Source organism: Pseudomonas californiensis (genome assembly GCF_021147775.1).
Classification (GTDB): domain Bacteria; phylum Pseudomonadota; class Gammaproteobacteria; order Pseudomonadales; family Pseudomonadaceae; genus Aquipseudomonas; species Aquipseudomonas californiensis.
This window is the reverse complement of the sequence record NZ_JAGTPK010000030.1, coordinates 22,860-41,945: the sequence shown is the minus strand read 5'-3', so window position 1 is coordinate 41,945 and position 19,086 is coordinate 22,860. Positions and strand designations below refer to the sequence as shown.

10 protein-coding genes and 2 pseudogenes are annotated in these 19,086 nt (G+C 57.3%); 7 read left to right on the top strand and 5 right to left on the bottom strand.

The features are described 5' to 3' along the window. Nucleotides 1–79 precede the first annotated feature (79 nt). The gene (locus tag KDX37_RS22550) at nucleotides 80–856 is read right to left on the bottom strand and encodes a hypothetical protein (RefSeq protein ID WP_231655234.1); all 777 of its coding nucleotides are present in this window, start codon (nucleotides 854–856) and stop codon (nucleotides 80–82) included. Between the two features lie 275 nt (nucleotides 857–1,131). On the opposite strand from KDX37_RS22550, the gene KDX37_RS22545 reads away from it, so the two are divergent. Beyond that, the gene (locus tag KDX37_RS22545; RefSeq protein WP_231655233.1) at nucleotides 1,132–1,545 is read left to right on the top strand and encodes a hypothetical protein; all 414 of its coding nucleotides are present in this window, start codon (nucleotides 1,132–1,134) and stop codon (nucleotides 1,543–1,545) included. Nucleotides 1,546–1,675: 130 nt separating this feature from the next. On the opposite strand, the gene gudD is transcribed toward KDX37_RS22545, so the two are convergent. The 4 genes from gudD to treR all read right to left on the bottom strand — a co-directional run bounded on the left by gudD (nucleotide 1,676) and on the right by treR (nucleotide 6,506). After that, nucleotides 1,676–3,031, bottom strand: coding sequence for a glucarate dehydratase (gene gudD / locus KDX37_RS22540; protein WP_231655232.1), 1,356 nt, complete (start codon nucleotides 3,029–3,031; stop codon nucleotides 1,676–1,678). Nucleotides 3,032–3,054: 23 nt separating this feature from the next. Continuing rightward, entirely contained in the window at nucleotides 3,055–4,425 is a 1,371-nt protein-coding gene (locus KDX37_RS22535) for an MFS transporter (RefSeq protein WP_231655231.1), read from the bottom strand. 152 nt (nucleotides 4,426–4,577) lie between these two features. Continuing rightward, the gene (locus tag KDX37_RS22530) at nucleotides 4,578–5,612 is read right to left on the bottom strand and encodes a LacI family DNA-binding transcriptional regulator (RefSeq protein WP_231655230.1); all 1,035 of its coding nucleotides are present in this window, start codon (nucleotides 5,610–5,612) and stop codon (nucleotides 4,578–4,580) included. 189 nt (nucleotides 5,613–5,801) lie between these two features. Then, nucleotides 5,802–6,506: a trehalose operon repressor gene (gene treR / locus KDX37_RS22525; RefSeq protein WP_231655229.1), complete on the bottom strand. Its 705-nt coding sequence runs from the start codon at nucleotides 6,504–6,506 to the stop codon at nucleotides 5,802–5,804. A gap of 245 nt (nucleotides 6,507–6,751) precedes the next feature. Here treR and treP point away from each other — a divergent pair, with 245 nt between their 5' ends. The 6 genes and pseudogenes from treP to KDX37_RS22495 all read left to right on the top strand — a co-directional run bounded on the left by treP (nucleotide 6,752) and on the right by KDX37_RS22495 (nucleotide 19,066). Then, the gene (gene treP, locus KDX37_RS22520; protein ID WP_231655228.1) at nucleotides 6,752–8,194 is read left to right on the top strand and encodes a PTS system trehalose-specific EIIBC component; all 1,443 of its coding nucleotides are present in this window, start codon (nucleotides 6,752–6,754) and stop codon (nucleotides 8,192–8,194) included. 84 nt (nucleotides 8,195–8,278) lie between these two features. Next, a complete protein-coding gene (gene treC / locus KDX37_RS22515; protein WP_231655259.1) occupies nucleotides 8,279–9,937 on the top strand; it encodes an alpha,alpha-phosphotrehalase in 1,659 nt (552 codons plus the stop codon). Nucleotides 9,938–10,060: 123 nt separating this feature from the next. Further along, a pseudogene (locus tag KDX37_RS22510) lies at nucleotides 10,061–11,284 on the top strand (carbohydrate porin). 60 nt (nucleotides 11,285–11,344) lie between these two features. Continuing rightward, nucleotides 11,345–13,878: pseudogene (ptsP, locus tag KDX37_RS22505) on the top strand (phosphoenolpyruvate--protein phosphotransferase). Nucleotides 13,879–13,880: 2 nt separating this feature from the next. Next, entirely contained in the window at nucleotides 13,881–14,189 is a 309-nt protein-coding gene (locus KDX37_RS22500) for a PTS transporter subunit EIIB (protein ID WP_231655227.1), read from the top strand. 296 nt (nucleotides 14,190–14,485) lie between these two features. After that, nucleotides 14,486–19,066, top strand: a complete 4,581-nt coding sequence (locus tag KDX37_RS22495; RefSeq protein ID WP_231655226.1) for an AAA domain-containing protein — start codon at nucleotides 14,486–14,488, stop codon at nucleotides 19,064–19,066. Nucleotides 19,067–19,086 lie beyond the last annotated feature (20 nt).

The following is a 19,086-nucleotide window of genomic DNA, read 5'->3' as shown; positions in this document are numbered from 1 at the left end:
TCCATTAAAGAGTAATGCTCGGCGAGCATCGGGACCGTGCGCAGCAAGTTACACGGTGAACGTATGGGGTCAAGTCTCATCACGTGGAAGCCTGCTGGCCGATCCGTTTGAACAGGCAGAAGATGACAATCGTTGTGAACAATCGGATGAAAGCGGCAAAGACCGACAACAGCGTGAGGGTGGCCGGGCTGTTTTGCTCGAAGCTTGCAATGAGTCCCTCCATCCAGTCAGGGCGCAGACCGAAGACCAGCGCGGTGATCGCCAACAGGGGCAGAGTCATCCATAAAGCGCAGCCCGCGATGCGCCCGATGTGCTCTCTGGAGAGATCGATACTTTTGCGCATTGCGGCGACAGTCGTACGCGCTTTCAGCACCACCAGGCATTGGTCGAATATCAGGCGAATCAGTACGGTAAAGGCCAGACCTGCGACCAGTAGCCGGAGCAACAGCCACATACCGGGCGATACATACTCGACGCTGGAGAGAATCAACGTTTCCCATCTGGCGCCCCAAAGAAACGGCAGCGTGACAAGAATGATCAGCAGTTGATCCACCGCAGACAGCACCGCCAGCGCAGGCCAGACAGGCAGAGTGTTGCGCAGAAGGTCAGCACAGGACGGTCGATCTCCTGAACTGCGCGTCTCAAGAGCGAGGATCAGATAACCGGTATATATGGGCGCAATGACCACAACGATCAAAGACTGATAGACCCATTCCGTGTCGACAGCAGCGTGACTTCGGACAAGGGCGCTTATGCACATCTCGAGCACCAGAAGCGGCAGGTAGAACAGCGCGATGATGCCCACGTTGCCAAGCAGCAAGCGGAACGAAGCAGTCAGGATAGTCAGCGGATTCATTGGAGTCGCTTCGCAGGCAAGGTGGGTCAGTCTTGCTGAACAGCGGTGCACGATGACCGCTGTCGCACTGTAAATCGCGTAGTTTTTTGCGGCATATGATTTTAACAGCGCCAAATTGTGCGATGCCTCACAGCCCGGCTCGCGCTTACTGAACCAATGTTCATGTTCGCACACCAACCCTCGGGCGCTTGCATGCAGCGTTGAGCTGACATGACAGGAAGCGATGTCAACGAGCTTTTGCCTACCCACTCACGCATCGATAAGGAATCAAGTCCATGATGGAAAACCTTCTGCTGGCTGCCTTGCCGGTTGTTGCTGCCAATGGCGCCGCCATTGACCCGCAACGCTGGGCAGCGATAGAGGCGTCCGTGAAATCAGCGGTTGAGTGCCGCGCGGTATTGCCGGCGGCCAAACTCAAGGACATTGCGCCAGGCTCGCCGGGTAGCTGGACGCTGACGCCGCCGACCACGTTTACCGTGTTCGGCCTGCCGGTAGCGAGGGTCGAGGTTTTTATTGATCCGGACGGCGAACTGGGTGCGAGTTACACCGCAGTCTTCGAGAAAGTCAGTTTGCAGAAACTGCAGCAGCAATTGAAAAAGGCGAACCAGAAAGGACTGGTGGGCGACCTCGCAGCAGGCCAGGCATTTGGCCCACAGCAGGTCGAAGCCAGTTGTGTGATTGCCGAGTAAGTCTGAAACCCGCCAGGCTTGACGATCGCGTTCAAACGTTGCAGCGCGACACAGCGCCAAAGCAAGAGCTGGAACCTTGCTATTCCTGTGTCGCGCCGCTGCAGGCTTCGGTTCCGCGTTGAACAGCGCTTTACCTCACCAGGCAAGGACGCTTGTTATCAAACGTCCAGTCAGACACCAGGTACTGCATCGCAACTGCATCATTGCGCGCGCCAAGGCCCATGCCTTTATACACTTCGTTGGCCTGAGCAAGCGCGTCCCAATCCAGCTCGACACCCAGACCAGGACGCTTCGGTACCGCGACCAGCCCACCATTGATGGTCAGCGGATCCTTGGTCAGGCGCTGACCGTCCTGCCAGATCCAGTGCGTATCAATAGCCGTTACCTTGCCGGGCGCGGCGGCCGCTACGTGGGTGAACATCGCCAGCGAGATGTCAAAGTGGTTATTGGAGTGCGAGCCCCAGGTAAGTCCCCAGTCGTTACACATCTGAGCGACACGCACCGAGCCCTGCATGGTCCAGAAGTGCGGATCGGCAAGAGGAATATCCACGGATTGCAGCTGAATGGCGTGACCCATCTGACGCCAGTCGGTAGCGATCATGTTGGTGGCAGTGCGAAGGCCGGTGGCGCGACGGAACTCGGCCATCACCTCGCGGCCCGAATAGCCATCTTCGGCGCCGCACGGGTCTTCGGCATATGCCAGCACATGGTGTTGATCACGGCACAAGGCAATCGCTTCCTTGAGCGACCAGGCGCCATTCGGGTCAAGGGTAATGCGCGCCTCGGGAAAACGCTCTGACAGGGCGGTGACGGCTTCGATCTCCTCGGCACCCCGGAGTACGCCGCCCTTGAGTTTGAAGTCCTTGAAACCGTAACGCTCGTAGGCGGCCTCGGCGAGGCCTACAATTTTTTCGGGCGTCAGCGCCTCTTCGTTACGCACATTGAACCAGGCGCTTTCGCTGTCTGGCTCGGCGCGATACGGAAGATTGGTACGATTTCGGTCGCCCACGTAAAACAGATAACCGAGCATTTCGACTGCGTCGCGTTGCTGGCCCTCGCCCAGCAACGCAGCCACTGGCACCTCAAGATGCTGTCCAAGCAGATCAAGCAGCGCACATTCGACGGCGGTAACCGCGTGAATGGTGATTCGCAAGTCGAATGTCTGCAAGCCACGACCACCCGAGTCCCGGTCTGCGAAGCTGTTACGAACCTGATTCAGCAGGCTTTGGTAGTTGCCCACGGACTGACCGATGAGCAGATCACGAGCATCTTCCAAGGTCTGGCGAATGCCTTCGCCTCCCGGCACCTCACTGACTCCGATGCGCCCAGCGTTGTCCTTGAGGATCAGAACGTTACGAGTGAAGTAGGGGCTGTGGGCACCACTGAGGTTGAGCAGCATGCTGTCATGACCGGCAACCGGTACAACTGTAAGTTCGGTGATGGTCGGTGCGCCGCGCGTGTTCGAGCTTGAGGTCAATGCGTTCATGGTTCGAATTCCTTTGGCTGGGCTCAATGGCTGGTCTTGGCGAGATCGGAAGATGCGGCCTGGGGCTGCTCAGGCGGAACGGGCAAGCCTTTGAGCTCGATCCGCTTGATGTCACCCACGATGAACAGGTAACTGACCGCGGCAATAAGTGCGTTGGCACCCACGAACACCAGGGCCATTTTGAACGAGCCGGTCGCGGCGATGATGTAGCCAATGATGATCGGCGTGGAGATCGAAGACAGGTTGCCAAAGGTGTTGAAGATACCGCCGGACAGACCCGCGATCTGCTTGGGAGAGACGTCAGACATGACGGCCCAGCCCAGCGCGCCAATACCCTTGCCAAAGAAGGCCAATGCCATGAACGACACCACCATCCAGTCTGCGTCCACGTAGTTGCAGAGGATCATAGACATGGACAGGAACATGCCCAGTACGATTGGCGTTTTGCGTGCGACGCTCAGCGAGTTGCCACGACGCAGCAACATGTCAGAGAACACACCGCCCAATACGCCACCGAGGAAACCGCAGATGGCTGGTAGCGAGGCAATGAACCCGGCTTTGAGAATGGTCATGCCGCGTTCTTGAACGAGATAAACCGGAAACCAGGTGAGGAAGAAGTAAGTCAACGCGTTGATACAGAACTGGCCCAGGTAGATACCGACCATCATGCGGTTGCAAAGCAGTTGTTTGATGTAGTCCCACTTCGGCCCGGAGTCCTTATTGGTGCGCTTGTCGTCGAGATCAACCAGGCCGCCGTTTTCCGCGATATAGCGGACCTCCGCTTCGTTCGCCAGTGGGTGATCCTTGGGACTGTAGATCACTTTCATCCAGACAATCGAAAACACAATACCCAGCGCACCCATCACGATGAATACGTGTTCCCAGCCAAAGCTGTAAACGATCCAGCCCATGAGCGGTGCGAACAGCGCGGTAGCGAAATACTGTGCTGAGTTGAAAATGGCCGACGCGGTGCCGCGCTCCTTGGTAGGAAACCATGACGCAACGATGCGCGCATTGCCAGGAAAGGAAGGGGCTTCTGCGAGGCCGACGGTAAAGCGCAGCAGGAACAGCAGAACCACCGCAGTGGAAATTCCGAATTCCCCGATGTAACCCTGCAACAGGGTGAAAAACGACCAAGTGAAAATGCTGCCTGCGTAAACTTTTTTCGAACCAAACCGGTCCAGCAGCCAGCCACCGGGTATCTGCCCAAGCACATAAGCCCAGCCAAAAGCCGAGAAGATATAGCCGAGGGTAATGGCATCAATGCCTAGCGCTTTCTGAATACTGGATCCTGCAATAGAGATGGTCGCGCGGTCGGCGAAATTGATCGTAGTCACTAAAAACAACATGAGCAGGATCAAATACCGGGCACGGGTTTTCTTCGGTTCTTGCATGTCTGACGCTCCCACGAATTATTTTTATGCGGGTAGATAGGTAACCGTCGGCATTCAACACGTCTGTTGTCGCACAACGATAACGTTATCATTCCGCAGATAACGTTATCATTCAAGGCCCCTTTGAAAGATTTTTCGTTCTGAATAGAAAGTCAGGTGCTGGCGCGTTCGATCAAGGTGAAACCGCTGTTGATTCTCGTTGGGAGCCGTTCACCTGAAAACCGCCGCAATAGAGCGTCTGCGACCTCGTTGCCCATGACGGACGAGTTCACGCTGATCGTCGAAAGGGCAGGGTGTGCAAACCGACTGTTGGTCGTGTCACCAAAGCCCAGGACAGCAATATCTTCAGGAACACGCAGGCCTGATTCAGCAGCCTGAGCAAGAACGCCCATCGCCACAGTGTCCGAACTGCAAAAAACCAGCTCAGGTTTTTCGTCGCGCAAAAGCAGCCGTTTCAGGCCTTCGCGTCCTACCTCCCATGTCGCAGGAAGCGGGAGGATTTCTACCGGGACATCATCTATCTGGTGGCGTTTCAGTTGCTCAATCAGGCTATTGCAGCGGCGAATGCCGCGTGGATCGTCCACAGTGATGACCGAGAAACGACGATAGCCCTTGGCTACGAAATGATTGGCAACGGTTGTGCCGACGTCTTCATGAGAGAAACCCACCTGCATGTCCAGGCAGGTTTCGCTCAAATCCCATGCTTCAACAACCGGTATGCCAGCGCTGGCCAGGCGTTGTCGACTGCCGGCGGTGTGCAGCGTCCCGGTAAGCACAATGCCATCGGGCCTTCTGCCCAGGATAGCTTCCAGCAGCGCTTCTTCTTTCTCAGGCGAATAGCCGGTCGGGCCGAGCAGTGACTGATAGCCAGCGTCAGTGAGGCGATCCATGATGGCTTGTACAGCCGTCGCAAAAATCGAATGGGATATGGTCGGAAGAACAATCGCGACCAGCTTGCTTTTGCTGGTGGCCAGGCTACCAGCCAGTCGATTGGGGACGTAGCCCATCTTTCTGACGAATTCAAGCACGTGAGCGCGGGTTGCATCGCTGACCAGCTCGGGTCGATTGACCGCACGCGAAACGGTGATAGGCGATACGCCTGCGGCTTGAGCGACGTCGATAACCGTGACCGGTATTTCGGCAGCATTGGCCGAGTTCAAAAGCTCCCTTCTTGATTTCTTTGCCACGGTCTTCCTGCGTACTTTTTAGTGCTTGCGGTGAGCGAGGGCCAGCGGCCTTGAACCTGCGCTGAAGGGCTTCTCGCGAATGAACGCAGTGTACGAAACGACTCGGTTTCCAGCAAACGCAAGTGTTGCCTGAGTCCCGGAGTGCAGGACCAGACACACTTCGATGATGAAGCCTCCAGTCCAGACGTTTCAGCGCCTCGCGACATCAGAAAAGTAGAACTTGTCGAGGGTGTGCCGCGACTCGGTGTACTCGAACTGTCGTCCGTCCTGCAGAAAGGTCTGGTTGCTGACCACGATCACGTGGCTTTGCCCCTCAAGGTCAAGGTGCTTCTGATCGTCTGCACCTCGGGGGATGGCCTCAATGGTGCGCTGCGAGTAGCTGATCTGTAGTTGCAGCGTCTTTTCGATGAACTCGTAAATCGAATGTTCGGCAATGGTCCGATCCAGTCCCGTGATCAGGTCGGCAACAAAATGGTTTATGTCCAGAATCACCCGTCTGCCGTCGATGCGCCGTACCCGCTTTATACGTGTAATCAGGCTGCCTTCCTCGCCCTGAATATGCTCCAGCAGGGCGCCTTGAAGAGGGATCTGGACAAGCTCCACGACCTCCGTACGTACGTTTTTTCCTAGCGTGGGATAGGTTTCCTGAAAACTGACGATGCCCCCGAGCTGGAACTCTATCGGCGTAGGCGACAGCACGAAGGTGCCTTTGCCGTGAATCTTTTGCGCAAACCCGCGCTCCTGCAACTGCTCGATAGCTTTGCGAACGGTACCGCGGCTGGTTTTGTAACTCTCCATCAACTCGGTTTCCGAGGGCAGGCGGGCCCCACGTTCCAGGCGTTCAGTCGTGATGCTGGCAAGCAGATCGCTATAGATCTGGTTGTATTTGCTCATGGTGTGCGCTCGGTACCGGTTGGGTGTAAGCAGGGAACCTTAGGGAGCGCGGGACAGTTTGTCTATCACGCACACAGGACTCCGTGCCGGATGTCGGAAATCTCGCCTTCCAACAAGCGTGAACAAGCAAAAGGACAAACTCGTCTGTACGAGTTATTGCTTTAACTCGTACAGACGAGTAGTTTCAATCCCACATGCTACCGATGACGCTCTCCAATAACAAAATCCTGAAAGGATAAAAGCGCATGAGTCACGATTATTCTGCGATCGCCAGTGAGCTGCTTCACAGTTTGGGAGGCCGCGATAACCTCGAGCAGGCCGCGCACTGTGTCACGCGCCTTCGTCTGTCCCTAAAAGATGCCAAGTTGGTAGACGTCGCAACCCTGAACCAGATCGACCTGGTCAAAGGGTCTTTCTTCACCGGTGGTCTGTTCCAGGTGGTGATTGGTCCCGGCGATGTCGAGAAGGTCTACGCTGCGCTGCGCGAGCAGACAGGCCTCGCAGCGTTGACCATTGCCGACCTCAAGCAGCAGAGTGCTGCCAAGATCAACGCCATGCAGCGTCTGGTACGCATACTTTCAGACGTGTTCATGCCGATCCTGCCTGCGCTGATCATTGCCGGTTTGCTGATGGGTGTGAACAACCTGATTGGCGCCAAGGGCATGTTTATCGAAGGACTGACGTTGCTCGAGGCCTACCCGGCGCTGGACGGCGTGTGGAGCCTGATCAACCTGATGGCCAACACCTCGTTCGTCTTCCTTCCCGCACTGGTTGGCTGGTCCGCCGCCAAGCGCTTTGGCGGAAGTGAAATTCTCGGCATCGTACTGGGCCTGATGCTGGTTCATCCGGATCTGCTCAATGCCTGGAACTACGGCAAGGTGGTGGCGGGAATGGGCGGGCAGAGCCTGCCGTACTTCGACATCTTCGGCTGGTTCAAGATCGAGAAGGTCGGTTATCAAGGGCAGATCCTGCCCATTCTGCTGGCCGCCTATGTAATGAGCGTCATCGAGAAATGGCTGCGCGCACGAGTACCCAACGCCATTCAGTTGCTCGTAGTGCCGATCACCACCATTGTCATCACCGGTATTCTGGCACTGGCCTTGATAGGTCCGGTCACTCGTCATCTGGGGATCCTCATCACTGAGGGCGTGGTCACGCTGTTCGACTTCGCACCATTGGTGGGTGGGGCGATTTTTGGTCTGCTGTTCGCGCCGTTGGTCATTACCGGGATGCACCATATGTTCCTCGGTGTGGACCTGCAATTGATCTCGACCCAGGGCGGCACCTTCATCTGGCCGATGATCGTCATGTCCAATCTGGCCCAGGGCAGCTCCGCGCTGGCGGTGTTCTATATGACCCGTAACGCACGGGACAAAAGCATGGCATCGACCTCGGCAATTTCCGCCTATTTCGGCATAACCGAGCCGGCCATGTTCGGCATCAACCTGCGCTACAAATACCCGTTTTATGCAGCACTCATCGGTTCTTCCATGGGCTGCATGTTTCTGTCGCTGAACAAGGTCCAGTCGTCCGCAATCGGCGTTGGCGGCTTGCCTGGCTTCATTTCAATCATGCCGCAATACATCCCGGTTTTCGTGGTGGGAATGGTCATCGCCATGGCGGTGCCGTTTCTGCTGACTTGCGTCTTGAGCGTGAAGATCATTCGGCCGGGCTACCGGGTTGCCTGAATGTTCGCTTCGACGGCAGGGCGACGTTGTCGCTTTGCCAGGCAGGTGTTCAAGGCCATTACCCATCAATTGAAGGAACGTGCCATGCAAGACTGGCAGCATTCGGTGATCTATCAGATCTACCCGAAAAGCTTCTACAGCCACGCGGGCAATCCCACAGGCGACCTGCTTGGGGTTGTAGCCAAGCTCGACTACCTGCAATGGTTGGGTGTCGATTGCCTGTGGTTGACACCGTTTCTGCGTTCGCCGCAGCGCGACAACGGTTACGACATCAGTGACTACTTCGCGATTGATCCCAGCTACGGAACCATGGCCGATTGCGATTTGCTGATAGCCGAGGCGGGCAAGCGTGGCATCAAATTGATGCTCGATATTGTGGTCAACCATACGTCCATCGAGCATGTCTGGTTCCAGCAGGCCCGTAGCAGCCTCAATAACCCTTACCGCGACTTCTACATCTGGCGCGATCAACCAAACAACTGGGAATCCAAGTTCGGCGGCTCGGCCTGGGAATACGAGGCGCAGACCGGCCAGTACTACCTGCACCTGTTCGACCACACCCAGGCTGATCTCAACTGGGACAACCCGAAAGTACGTGCAGAAGTCTTCAAGATGATGCGCTTCTGGCGTGACAAGGGCGTTGGCGGCTTCCGTCTGGACGTGATCAACCTGATTTCCAAGCCGGCGGATTTTCCTGAGGACGCAAGTGACGGGCGTCGTTTCTACACCGACGGTCCGAACGTTCACCAATATCTGCAGGAAATGCACCGTGAGGTCTTTGAAGGTCATGCGTTGATCAACGTTGGCGAGATGTCCTCAACCACCCTCGAACACTGCATCCGATACTCGCGTCCAGATTCTAACGAACTGTCGATGACTTTCAATTTCCACCATTTGAAGGTCGATTATCCAAATCTGCAGAAGTGGGTTCAGGCTGATTTCGACTTTCTTGAACTCAAACGCATTCTGTCTGACTGGCAAACTGGCATGCAGGCGGGGGGCGGCTGGAACGCCTTGTTCTGGTGTAACCATGACCAGCCGAGGGTCGTGTCGCGGTTTGGCGATGACGGCGAGTATCGAGCGGTTTCGGCAAAAATGCTCGGCACTGCGCTGCACTTTCTGCAAGGCACTCCCTTCGTTTATCAAGGTGAGGAGCTTGGCATGACTAACCCCGGCTTCGAGCACATCGAACAATACCGGGATGTCGAAACGCTGAATATTTATCGTCTCAAGCGCGACGCGGGCGAGTCTGCGACGTCAAGCATGGCGACGATCATGCAGAAGTCGCGTGACAACGGACGCACGCCCATGCAGTGGAGCAATCAGCCAAATGCCGGGTTCACCAGCGCCGAGCCGTGGATCGGGGTGGCGTCCAATGCCGCGCAGATCAATGTCGAAAATCAACTGGATGACCCCGCTTCGGTACTGCACTACTACCGCCAATTGATTGCCCTGCGCCGCTCTGAACCGCTGATTCAGCGAGGCGTTTATTGCCAGTTGCTGCCAGACCACGAGCAGGTCTGGGCCTATTTACGCGCAAGCGAAGACGGGCATGAACGTTTACTGGTGGTGAGCAATTTTTACGGCAAGACGTGTGAAATCACATTGCCTGAACGGGTGATCGACGAGGAGAGCAGCCAGCGGGTGGTGATCAGCAATTACCCGGACTGTGAGCCACGCGATCGCCACCTGCTTCTCAAGCCTTACGAGTCTTTCGTTCTGCACCTCACAGACTCTCTATGACACTTTTGCCGCGCAAGCGGTGATTGCTGCGCGCTTGTCCCGCAGCATTTGACTCACAGCAGCGGCAACCAGGGATAGCGGTTCAAAAGAATCAACACAATAAGAAAGACAAAGGAGTGACTCTTGAAAACAAAAATAAATGTCGGTCTCGCAGCATCATGCGTGTGCCTGATCATGCCTTTTTCGGCCCAGGCACTTGAGTTCGCTGGTTACCTACGCAGTGGCATAGGCAGTACGGACAACGGCCGCTCGCAATCATGCTTCAAGCTGCCCGGCGCGGAATCCAAATATCGCCTGGGCAATGAGTGCGAACAGTACGGGGAACTGGAGCTGCGACAGGATTTGCTGGCGCTCGACGATGGCTCGGTGTTCAGCGTCGACGGCATGGTTTCGTTGTTCAACGAGTACGATCGTGACCTCACATTTCAAGGCGACAACGGTGCGATTCGTCTGCCCCAGCTTTACGCTCAATGGTCGAACCTGCCGAGCCTCAACGGCGGCTCATTGTGGGCCGGTCGGCGTTATTACAAACGTAACGACATTCATATTTCCGACTTCTACTACTGGAACCAGAGCGCCACGGGCGGTGGGGTCGAGGACGTGAAGATTGGTGATCTGAAGTACAGCTACGCGTTTTCACGCAAGGACAACCTCTACCAGAAAGACTAGGTCACTCGGCAGGACTTCAACGTCGCAGGTTTCCAGACCAATCCGGGCGGCGAGCTTGAGCTCGGCTTCAGCTACATCGACAAACCCGGCCGTCGCGATACGCACGCCGGCTGGTCGGTTACCGCACAGCACGTTCAGCAGGCTTTTCTGGGCGGCAAGAACAAACTGGCGCTGCAGTACGGTGAAGGGCCTGGCACAGGTCTGGGATACACCGGTGATATCGGGCTGGACGACAGCAACAAGCGTTATCGCCTGGTGGAGTTCTTCGACTGGCAAGTTACCCCGCGTTTTGGTGGTCAGATTGAGGCGGTCTATCAGAAGGATATTCGCCCTGATGGCACGGACCAGAACTGGATTTCTCTGGGCGTACGACCTGCGTACGCACTGACTGACCAGTTCAAGCTGGTGGCCGAACTGGGGCACGATCAGGTCGATGCTCCAGACGGTACGCGCAAGTTGAGCAAAGTTACCTTCGCGCCCACCTGGTCGCCAAAAGGCCCGGCGTTCTGGGCCAGACCCGAAGTGCGTTTGTACTACACCTATGCCAGTTGGAACGAGGCGGCGCAACGAGCAGCCAACGAGTTGGCCCAGGGCTCTGCGTTGTCCGATACCGGCGAGTTCGGCTCGTCCTTGCATGGCTCCAATGTCGGATTGCAAGTCGAGTACTGGTGGAAATAAGCAATGTGGCCGACGCAGCGCGTAGGCCACATGTCAGAGAACAATATCGCAGGTGAAACCATGACCGTAACTCAACCCTTGCAATTGTTGGCACCGCTTTCCGGGGTGCTGGTGCCACTTGATCATGTGCCGGACCCGGTGTTCGCCAATCGAGTGATCGGTGACGGCCTGTGCATCGATCCGACCTCGCAGACCTTGTGCGCTCCGTTGACGGGTATGGTCAGTGACCTTCAGGCCAGTGGGCACGCCGTTACCATTACCCATGAGAGTGGGGCTCAGGTGTTGCTGCACATTGGTCTGGACACCGTGAACCTGGCGGGCGAAGGCTTCAAGGCGCTGGTCGAAAAAGGTCAGTACGTGGAAGCCGGACTGCCGTTGATAGAGTTCGATGCGGATTACATCGCCCAGCATGCCCGTTGCCTGATGACGCTGATGCTGGTGGTCAGCGGCGAATCCTTTACAGCATTGGCGCCCGCAAGCGGGCGAATTGAATGCGCTCAGCCGCTACTGAGCCTCGACAGCAAAGATCAAACTGCCGATGCTGAAACCAACGAAGGCGACACGCTATTTCGCAGCCCGTCAACCTGCCTAATCCCAACGGTCTGCATGCCCGGCCTGCGGCAGTCTTTGCTCAGGCCGCTAAAGGTTTCACGGCCGATATCCGCCTGCACAAGCAGCAGGAGAGCGCCAATGCCAAATCGTTGGTGGCGATCATGGCCATGCAGACAGCCTATGGCGATGTGTTAAAGATCAGCGCGGTCGGCGAGGATGCCCGGCCGGCCATCGACGTGCTCCGCCATTTGCTGGAGGAGGGGTGCGGGGAGTCGGTAGTGCCGTTTGCCGTTGTAGCGCCTGCCGTTCAACCACCTCAAGCGTTGTCGTCACTGTTGCGCGGTGTCTGCGCTTCAGCGGGTTCCGCGCTTGGACACGTGGTGCAGGTGGCCGAGCGCACGCTGGAAATACCCGAATTGGCGGCGGACCAGCAGGCTGAGCACGCATCATTGGACCGTGCGCTGGCAGCAGCCATGCAGGCATTGCAGGCACTGCGTAATGACGCAACAGGCGGCGCCGAGGCGGAGATTTTCACGGCGCATCAGGAGTTGCTGGAAGACCCGAGCCTGCTGGAGCAGGCGCGAATTCTGGTCAACGAAGGCAAAAGTGCAGCTTACGCGTGGAACTCTGTGACCGAGACCACGGCCGAGGTGTTCAGGGCTGGCGGAAATACCTTTCTCGCCGAGCGTGCGCTGGACCTCTTGGATGTGGGGCGGCGTGTACTGAAGCTCATTCTCGGTGTGCAGGACAGCGCCTGGGTTCTGCCGGACGATGCCATTCTGATTGCCGAACAACTGACACCGTCCCAGACCGCCGCACTGGACACCGGCAAAGTCAGGGGCTTCGCAACGGTCGGCGGCGGTGCCACCAGCCATGTAGCGATACTGGCTCGTGCACTGGGGTTACCAGCCGTGTGCGGCCTGCCGTCTCAGGTGCTTGCGCTGGCCGAAGGCACGCGTGTTCTGCTCGACGCCGACAAAGGTGAACTGCATCTGGAGCCAGATGCGCCCGCCATAGAGCAGCTGCACATCAAGCGTCAACAGCAGACGCAACGCCAGCAGCATGACCTTGAGCAGGCGGCCCTCGCGGCTGTCACTCTCGACGGGCATCGCTTTGAGGTGACTGCCAATATCGCCTCGCTGCAGGAAGCTGAACACGCCATAAAGCTGGGCGGCGAGGGAGTAGGGCTGCTGCGTTCGGAGTTTCTGTATATGGACCGCAGTAATGCGCCCGGCCAGGAAGAGCAGGCACTGATCTACAGCTCCATTGCTCGTGAGCTGGGACCGGAGCGCAATCTGGTGGTACGCACATTGGACGTGGGCGGTGACAAGCCGCTGACCTACGTCCCCATGGATAGCGAGGTCAATCCGTTTCTGGGCATGCGCGGAATACGCCTGTGCCTGCAGCGTCCACAGTTGTTGCGCGAGCAGTTCAGAGCCATTCTGGCGAGCTCTGACCTGGCCCGCCTGCACATCATGTTACCCATGGTGAGCCTGCTGTCAGAGCTGCGCCTGGCTCGTCAGATACTTCAGGAAGAAGCGTCTGCCATGGGGATCAAGACGCTTCCCAAGCTGGGCATCATGATTGAAGTGCCGTCCGCAGCGCTGATGGCTGATGTCTTTGCACCTGAGGTCGATTTCTTCTCGATAGGCACCAACGACCTGACCCAGTACACACTGGCCATGGACCGGGATCATCCGCAGTTGGCCAGTCAGGCTGACAGCTTTCACCCTTCGGTACTGCGCCTGATTGCGAGCACGGTGAAAGCCGCTCATGCCCATGGCAAATGGGTGGGCGTGTGCGGCGCGATGGCGTCAGAGCCGTTGGCCGTACCTCTGCTGCTAGGGCTGGGTGTTGATGAGCTGTCGGTCAGTGTGCCGCTGATTCCGGCGATCAAGGCGAGGATTCGCGAGGTCGTGCTCAGCGAATGCGAAACCATTGCTCAGCAGGCCCTGGGACTGGAAAGCGCCGAGTACGTCCGTGATGCACTGCTGGCTATGCAGTCGTCACCGCAGCAAATGTCCCCCGTATTGGAGAGCTGAGCATGTTGAGCAAATTGCAAAGTGCGTTCTGGAAGGCATTGACCCCGGATCTGGTGCCGGATGAGCCAAAGGTCGCGGCGATACCGGAAATACTGCTGCCTGCCAAGGTCGTCAGCGCACTGGGTGGCGCGGAAAACCTCGCGTTACAGCAGCGCGTTGCGCTGACGCGTATTCGTGTACAGCTACATGACGCGGCCCGTCTGGATGAAACTGCGCTGAAAGCATCGGGCATGCCCCCAGTCATGGTTCTGGCGAACGGGGTGATTCATGTCCTGACGCCGATCAGCGCTGCGTTATCCGAAACGGGCTGAGTATCAAGTCCTGCTTTGACTGACTGTGGGGGTCGCCTTTGCGAGGTGAACATTCCGTCTTCAGCAACCGTTTTCAGTGATGTCCCCATCCATCGCACCTCAAGCACGAGGTGCCTGAACCTCATGTTCGCTGCGAAATGACTCGATGCCTTCGGCAGTACCGACTCTGTTTTTGGCCGGTAGCGGAACAAATCGACGGTTGAAAGGGCAGGTGTGCAGTCAGACCAAAAGCAATATGTCATCCTTGAGCATATTTTTTTGGTTAGCTGCTACTGCAGTAAGATTTGGAGCATGACATGCAACGGACTCCTGATGAGCTCCTGAGCCGCCTGTTTGATTACGCAGAAGAAAGCCTCAAAGAGCTCGAACCTTCGCGCTATCAACTGTCGAGTCCGAAAAACGAGGTTTTTACGCCGGCGTTTCTCACGGCGATGCCTGGCCTGTCCTTCGACCAGCAGCTTCCTGGCGACAGCATCTGGCTTCAGATAGATCGCATTGAAGAAACACGCAGCCCGGCACCGATCGACGGGCCGTATAAACCACTGATCAAACCCAGCGAGCATCCGGGCAAGGCCCCAACGCTCATTGAGGCGGCACTGGCTCAGCGCATCCGGGAACAGCAGGCAAAAGCCCCGGACAACGATCCGGTACTGATCGAAAAGCAGGTACGCGATGAAGCCACAGCCGCCCTGCAGCTCTATCAGGCCGTGTGGCAGCAGTGGGCCGACGATGAAGCGCCGCGCCGCAAAACCATTGGGCTGTACAGTGAAGTCTTTGCGCTCATGCGCGAGATGGAAACGGGCAAGGCTGCTCGCGAGCTTGTCTGGGGCATCGGCGTCAGTACCTGGTCACTGGCGATCGACGACGCGCAGCAGTTGTTCCATTATCCGTTGCTGACGCAAACCGTGGATATCAGTCTCAACGAGACCAACATGGGCCTGGAAATCCGTCCCCGGGCTACCAACCCGCTGGTCGAGCTGGATGCAATGATCGCTGCTGGCGTGGCTGGGGCCGGTGAGTGCGAAAAAGCGGTACGCGCTCAGCTTCAAGACTCGGACACTCCGCTGAACCCGTTTTTGCCGTCGACTTTCAATGAGGCGCTGCAGCTGATTGCCAGAAGCCTCGACAGTCGTGGCAGGTACATTGAGTGGATGGGGACTGATCAGCCCGAGGCAGAGGGAGCAGACACGATACAGGTCAGCTCATCGTGGGTGGTTTTCGCACGGCCCAAGCCAAGCAACTGGTTGATCAACGATCTGCGTAACATCCGCGAGAAGCTCAAGGGCAATCAGGAAATCCCGGCGGGGCCACTGGCCCTGGTCACGCCCCCATCGACAATCGCGGCCGATTACGAGAGCGTGAACTTCCGCGGGCTGTCCAGTCGCAGCATGGAAGGTTCGACTGCTGAACCCAGAGAGCTTTATTTTCCGCTTCCGTATAACGATGAGCAGGTAACCATTGTGCAACGCCTGGAGCATTCGGCAGGCGTCGCCGTGCAAGGGCCACCAGGCACGGGGAAAACCCATACCATCGCCAATATCATTTGCCATTACCTGGCGACCGGCAAACGAATCCTCGTTACCTCGCGTGGCGAACAGGCGCTGAAAGTCCTGCAAGCCAAAATCCCCGTAGAAGTGCGACCGCTGACAGTTGCGCTGCTGACCAATGACCGCGAGGGCATTCGGCAATTTCAGGGTTCGATCGAAGCGATCCAGCACCAGGTGTCGCAAATCAATCCGTCGTCGGCCCGTGCGGAGATCGAACGCCTGCATCAGTCCATTGATCTCGCGCACGCCGAACTGATAAGGCTCGACCGTAGGGTCAATGAAATCGCTCTGGAGCAGCTGTCTGAGATCCAGATCGACGGAACAGAATACCGTGCTGAACAGCTCGCCGAACTGTTGATGAGCGACGGTGATCAACACCAATGGTTCGATGATCAACTGTCGTTGAGGGCTGAGCATTCACCGCCCTTTGACGAGGAGGCAGGCAAGACGTTGCGGGAGATCCGCCGGGCGCTCGGCACTGACCTCGTGTACGTGAACAGCCGCGTGCCTGATCCTGTGCAACTGCCAGCGCCCGAAGAGATCGCGAAGCTGCATACCTCACTTTGTCAGTTGAAAGCACTCGGCCAGGCTGTTGATCAAGGCAACATCCGGCCGCTGAAGTCCGCCGACGCCGCCGTTATCGCAGCGGCCAGATTGCTGGAATCAGAACTCGGGGCCTTTCTGGATCTACTGTCGGCGCTTGGCGAGGGGGCAGAGGCCGAACCTTCATGGTCACTGCAATTTCGACACAAAGTGTTCAGCAAGCGATTTGACGGCGAAATATCAGCGTTGGCAGCGCTGATCACCGAAGCAGAAGACCTGGTGCGGCGCCGTAGGGAGACGCTGAAAAACCACGTCGATTTTCCTGACGCGGGTCTTGATTGCGATACCACTGCCGAGGCTGTCGAGCGCGCAGCGCAAACCGGTAAACCGTTCGGGCTGATGAGTTTTGGAGCCTCGGATGCCAAAGCCCATCTGGCACAGGTCAGGGTCAATGGCACTGCACCCAAAACCGCAGATCAGTGGGGCGTGGTCCTGCACTATCTGCAACTTCATGCGCGCGCAAAGGCGTTTGCCGCTCGCTGGAATCCGTTGGCGCAATTGCTGGAGATACCACAGTTGCAAGGCGGCATTGTTCATCTCAGGCAGTTGGAACTGACCACATCCACTGTGCAGATCTCGCTGACGCTCTGCATTCGACTGACCACTCAGTTGAGTCCGCTCCTGGAAGACGTTTTCGGCGATGCACCTTACGGTCTGCAGATGCTGAATCGCTCGGAGATGGAGACACGTCGTGGACAAGTGCGTCATCACCTTGCACGCGTTGATTTGAGCGCAGCGCTGGCGTCATTGGGCCATTTGCACGATAACGTCACGCGTCATAACGGCCCGATTACCGCGCAGCTGTGTTCGTTCATCGAGGAGCAACTGGGCAGGCTGGAATACAGCAACCAACATATTGTCTCGGCCTACGTCGGGTTGATCGCAGAGCTGCGCCGGGTCAAGGCCCTTGAAGCATCGCTGGATCAGGTGCGTGTGGGTGCCCGACGTCTCAAAGAGGCGGGAGGAGAAAAAATTGCCGGCAGGGTGCTGAGTACTCCCGTCCAGAACGGCGCGCAAGATACTGCATTGCCGTCGTCATGGCGTGAGGCATGGCAACACGCCCGTATACGTTCGCACCTTGAAAGCATTGAGGCCCGACATGAGCTCGTGAACTTGAACACCAAACGTACTGACCTGGAAACAGGCCTGGCCCGCATGTACCGCGAGGTAGTGAGCCGTTCCGCGTGGTTGTCCACCAAAGCCCACGCAAGCCCTATGGTGCTGCAGGCACTGGCCGGATACTCAACTGCCGTCAGGAAAATCGGTCAGGGTACCGGGCCCAATGCCGAACGATATCGCCGTGACGCGCAACAGTGCATGCAGAACGCAGCAGACGCGGTGCCGTGCTGGATCATGAGCCATGCCAAAATCTCTGAATCAATGCCTGCCGACATTGGCGCGTTTGATCTCGTGATCGTTGATGAGGCCAGTCAGTCGGACCTGTGGGCGCTGCCAGCAATTGTTCGAGCAAAGAAAGTGCTGGTGGTCGGTGACGACAAACAGGTGTCACCCGACAGTGGCTTCAAGTCCTCCAAGCGGATCGGCGAGCTTCGCGACCGGTTTCTGAGTGACCAGCCTTATGGCGCAGAAATGACGCCGGACAAGTCACTGTACGACTTGGCGGCACGGGTTTTCGCTGGCCAGATGGTCATGCTGCGAGAGCATTTCCGATGCGTACCGCCGATCATCACGTACTCCAATCGCTTCTACAACGGCGCGATTCAGCCTCTGCGTATCCCGCGTCCGTCCGAACGGCTTGATCCACCTCTGGTGGATATCTTTGTAAAAGAGGGTATCAGGGACAAAAAGGGCTGTAATGCGCTTGAAGCCGAAGCCATCGTTGAAGAAATACAGGCCCTCATCAACGATGAGAAATACGCAGGCCGCACCATTGGCGTGGTGACATTGCTGGGCGGCATGGAGCAAGCCAAATACATCGACAGTCGAGTACGTGAGCGGTGTTCAGCGGCTGAATTGCATACTCGGGAGTTTGCGTGCGGAGACGCGAGCACTTTCCAGGGGAGCGAGCGGGACATCATATTCATCTCCCTCGTTGCTGATCGGGAAAACTGTCACCCGCTGTCAGGTGTAGGCGCCGAGCAGCGTTTCAACGTGGCAGCCAGCCGTGCGCGGGACCGGATGTATCTGGTTCGCTCGGTGACGCTTGAGGACCTGTCACCCAAAGACTTGCGTTGCACTTTGCTGGAGTATTTCAGCAAACCATTGATTGAGCAGGAGGCAGAGCAGGACGGGCTTATCAAGCTGTGCGAATCAGGCTTCGAGGAGCAGGTATTCACCCGGCTCGTGGAGCGCGGTTACCGCGTCGCTCCTCAGGTCAAGAGCGGTGCCTTCCGCCTCGATATGGTCGTGGAGGGCGCCAACGACAGTCGTCTTGCAATCGAGTGTGATGGCGACGCTTTCCATGGTCCGGATCGCTGGGCAGCGGACATGAACCGCCAGCGCATCCTGGAGCGGGCAGGGTGGACATTCTGGCGCTGCTTCGCCTCGTCATGGAGCATGAACAAGGACGAGATATTCAATGAGCTGCTTGAGCGTCTGGCTGAGCTGGGTATCGAGCCCACCGGTACGATGGACAAACTGCCTGCATTGGTCGAGTTCAGAGAGTGGAGCCGGGACGCCGGCGTGCGTCCCGCTGAGAGTCTGAATGACAACCAGGAGCCCAAAGCGGAGTCTTCTGCGGACGCCCAAGAGACTCTTTTGATCTGACATTCAGGTATGACGTGCGG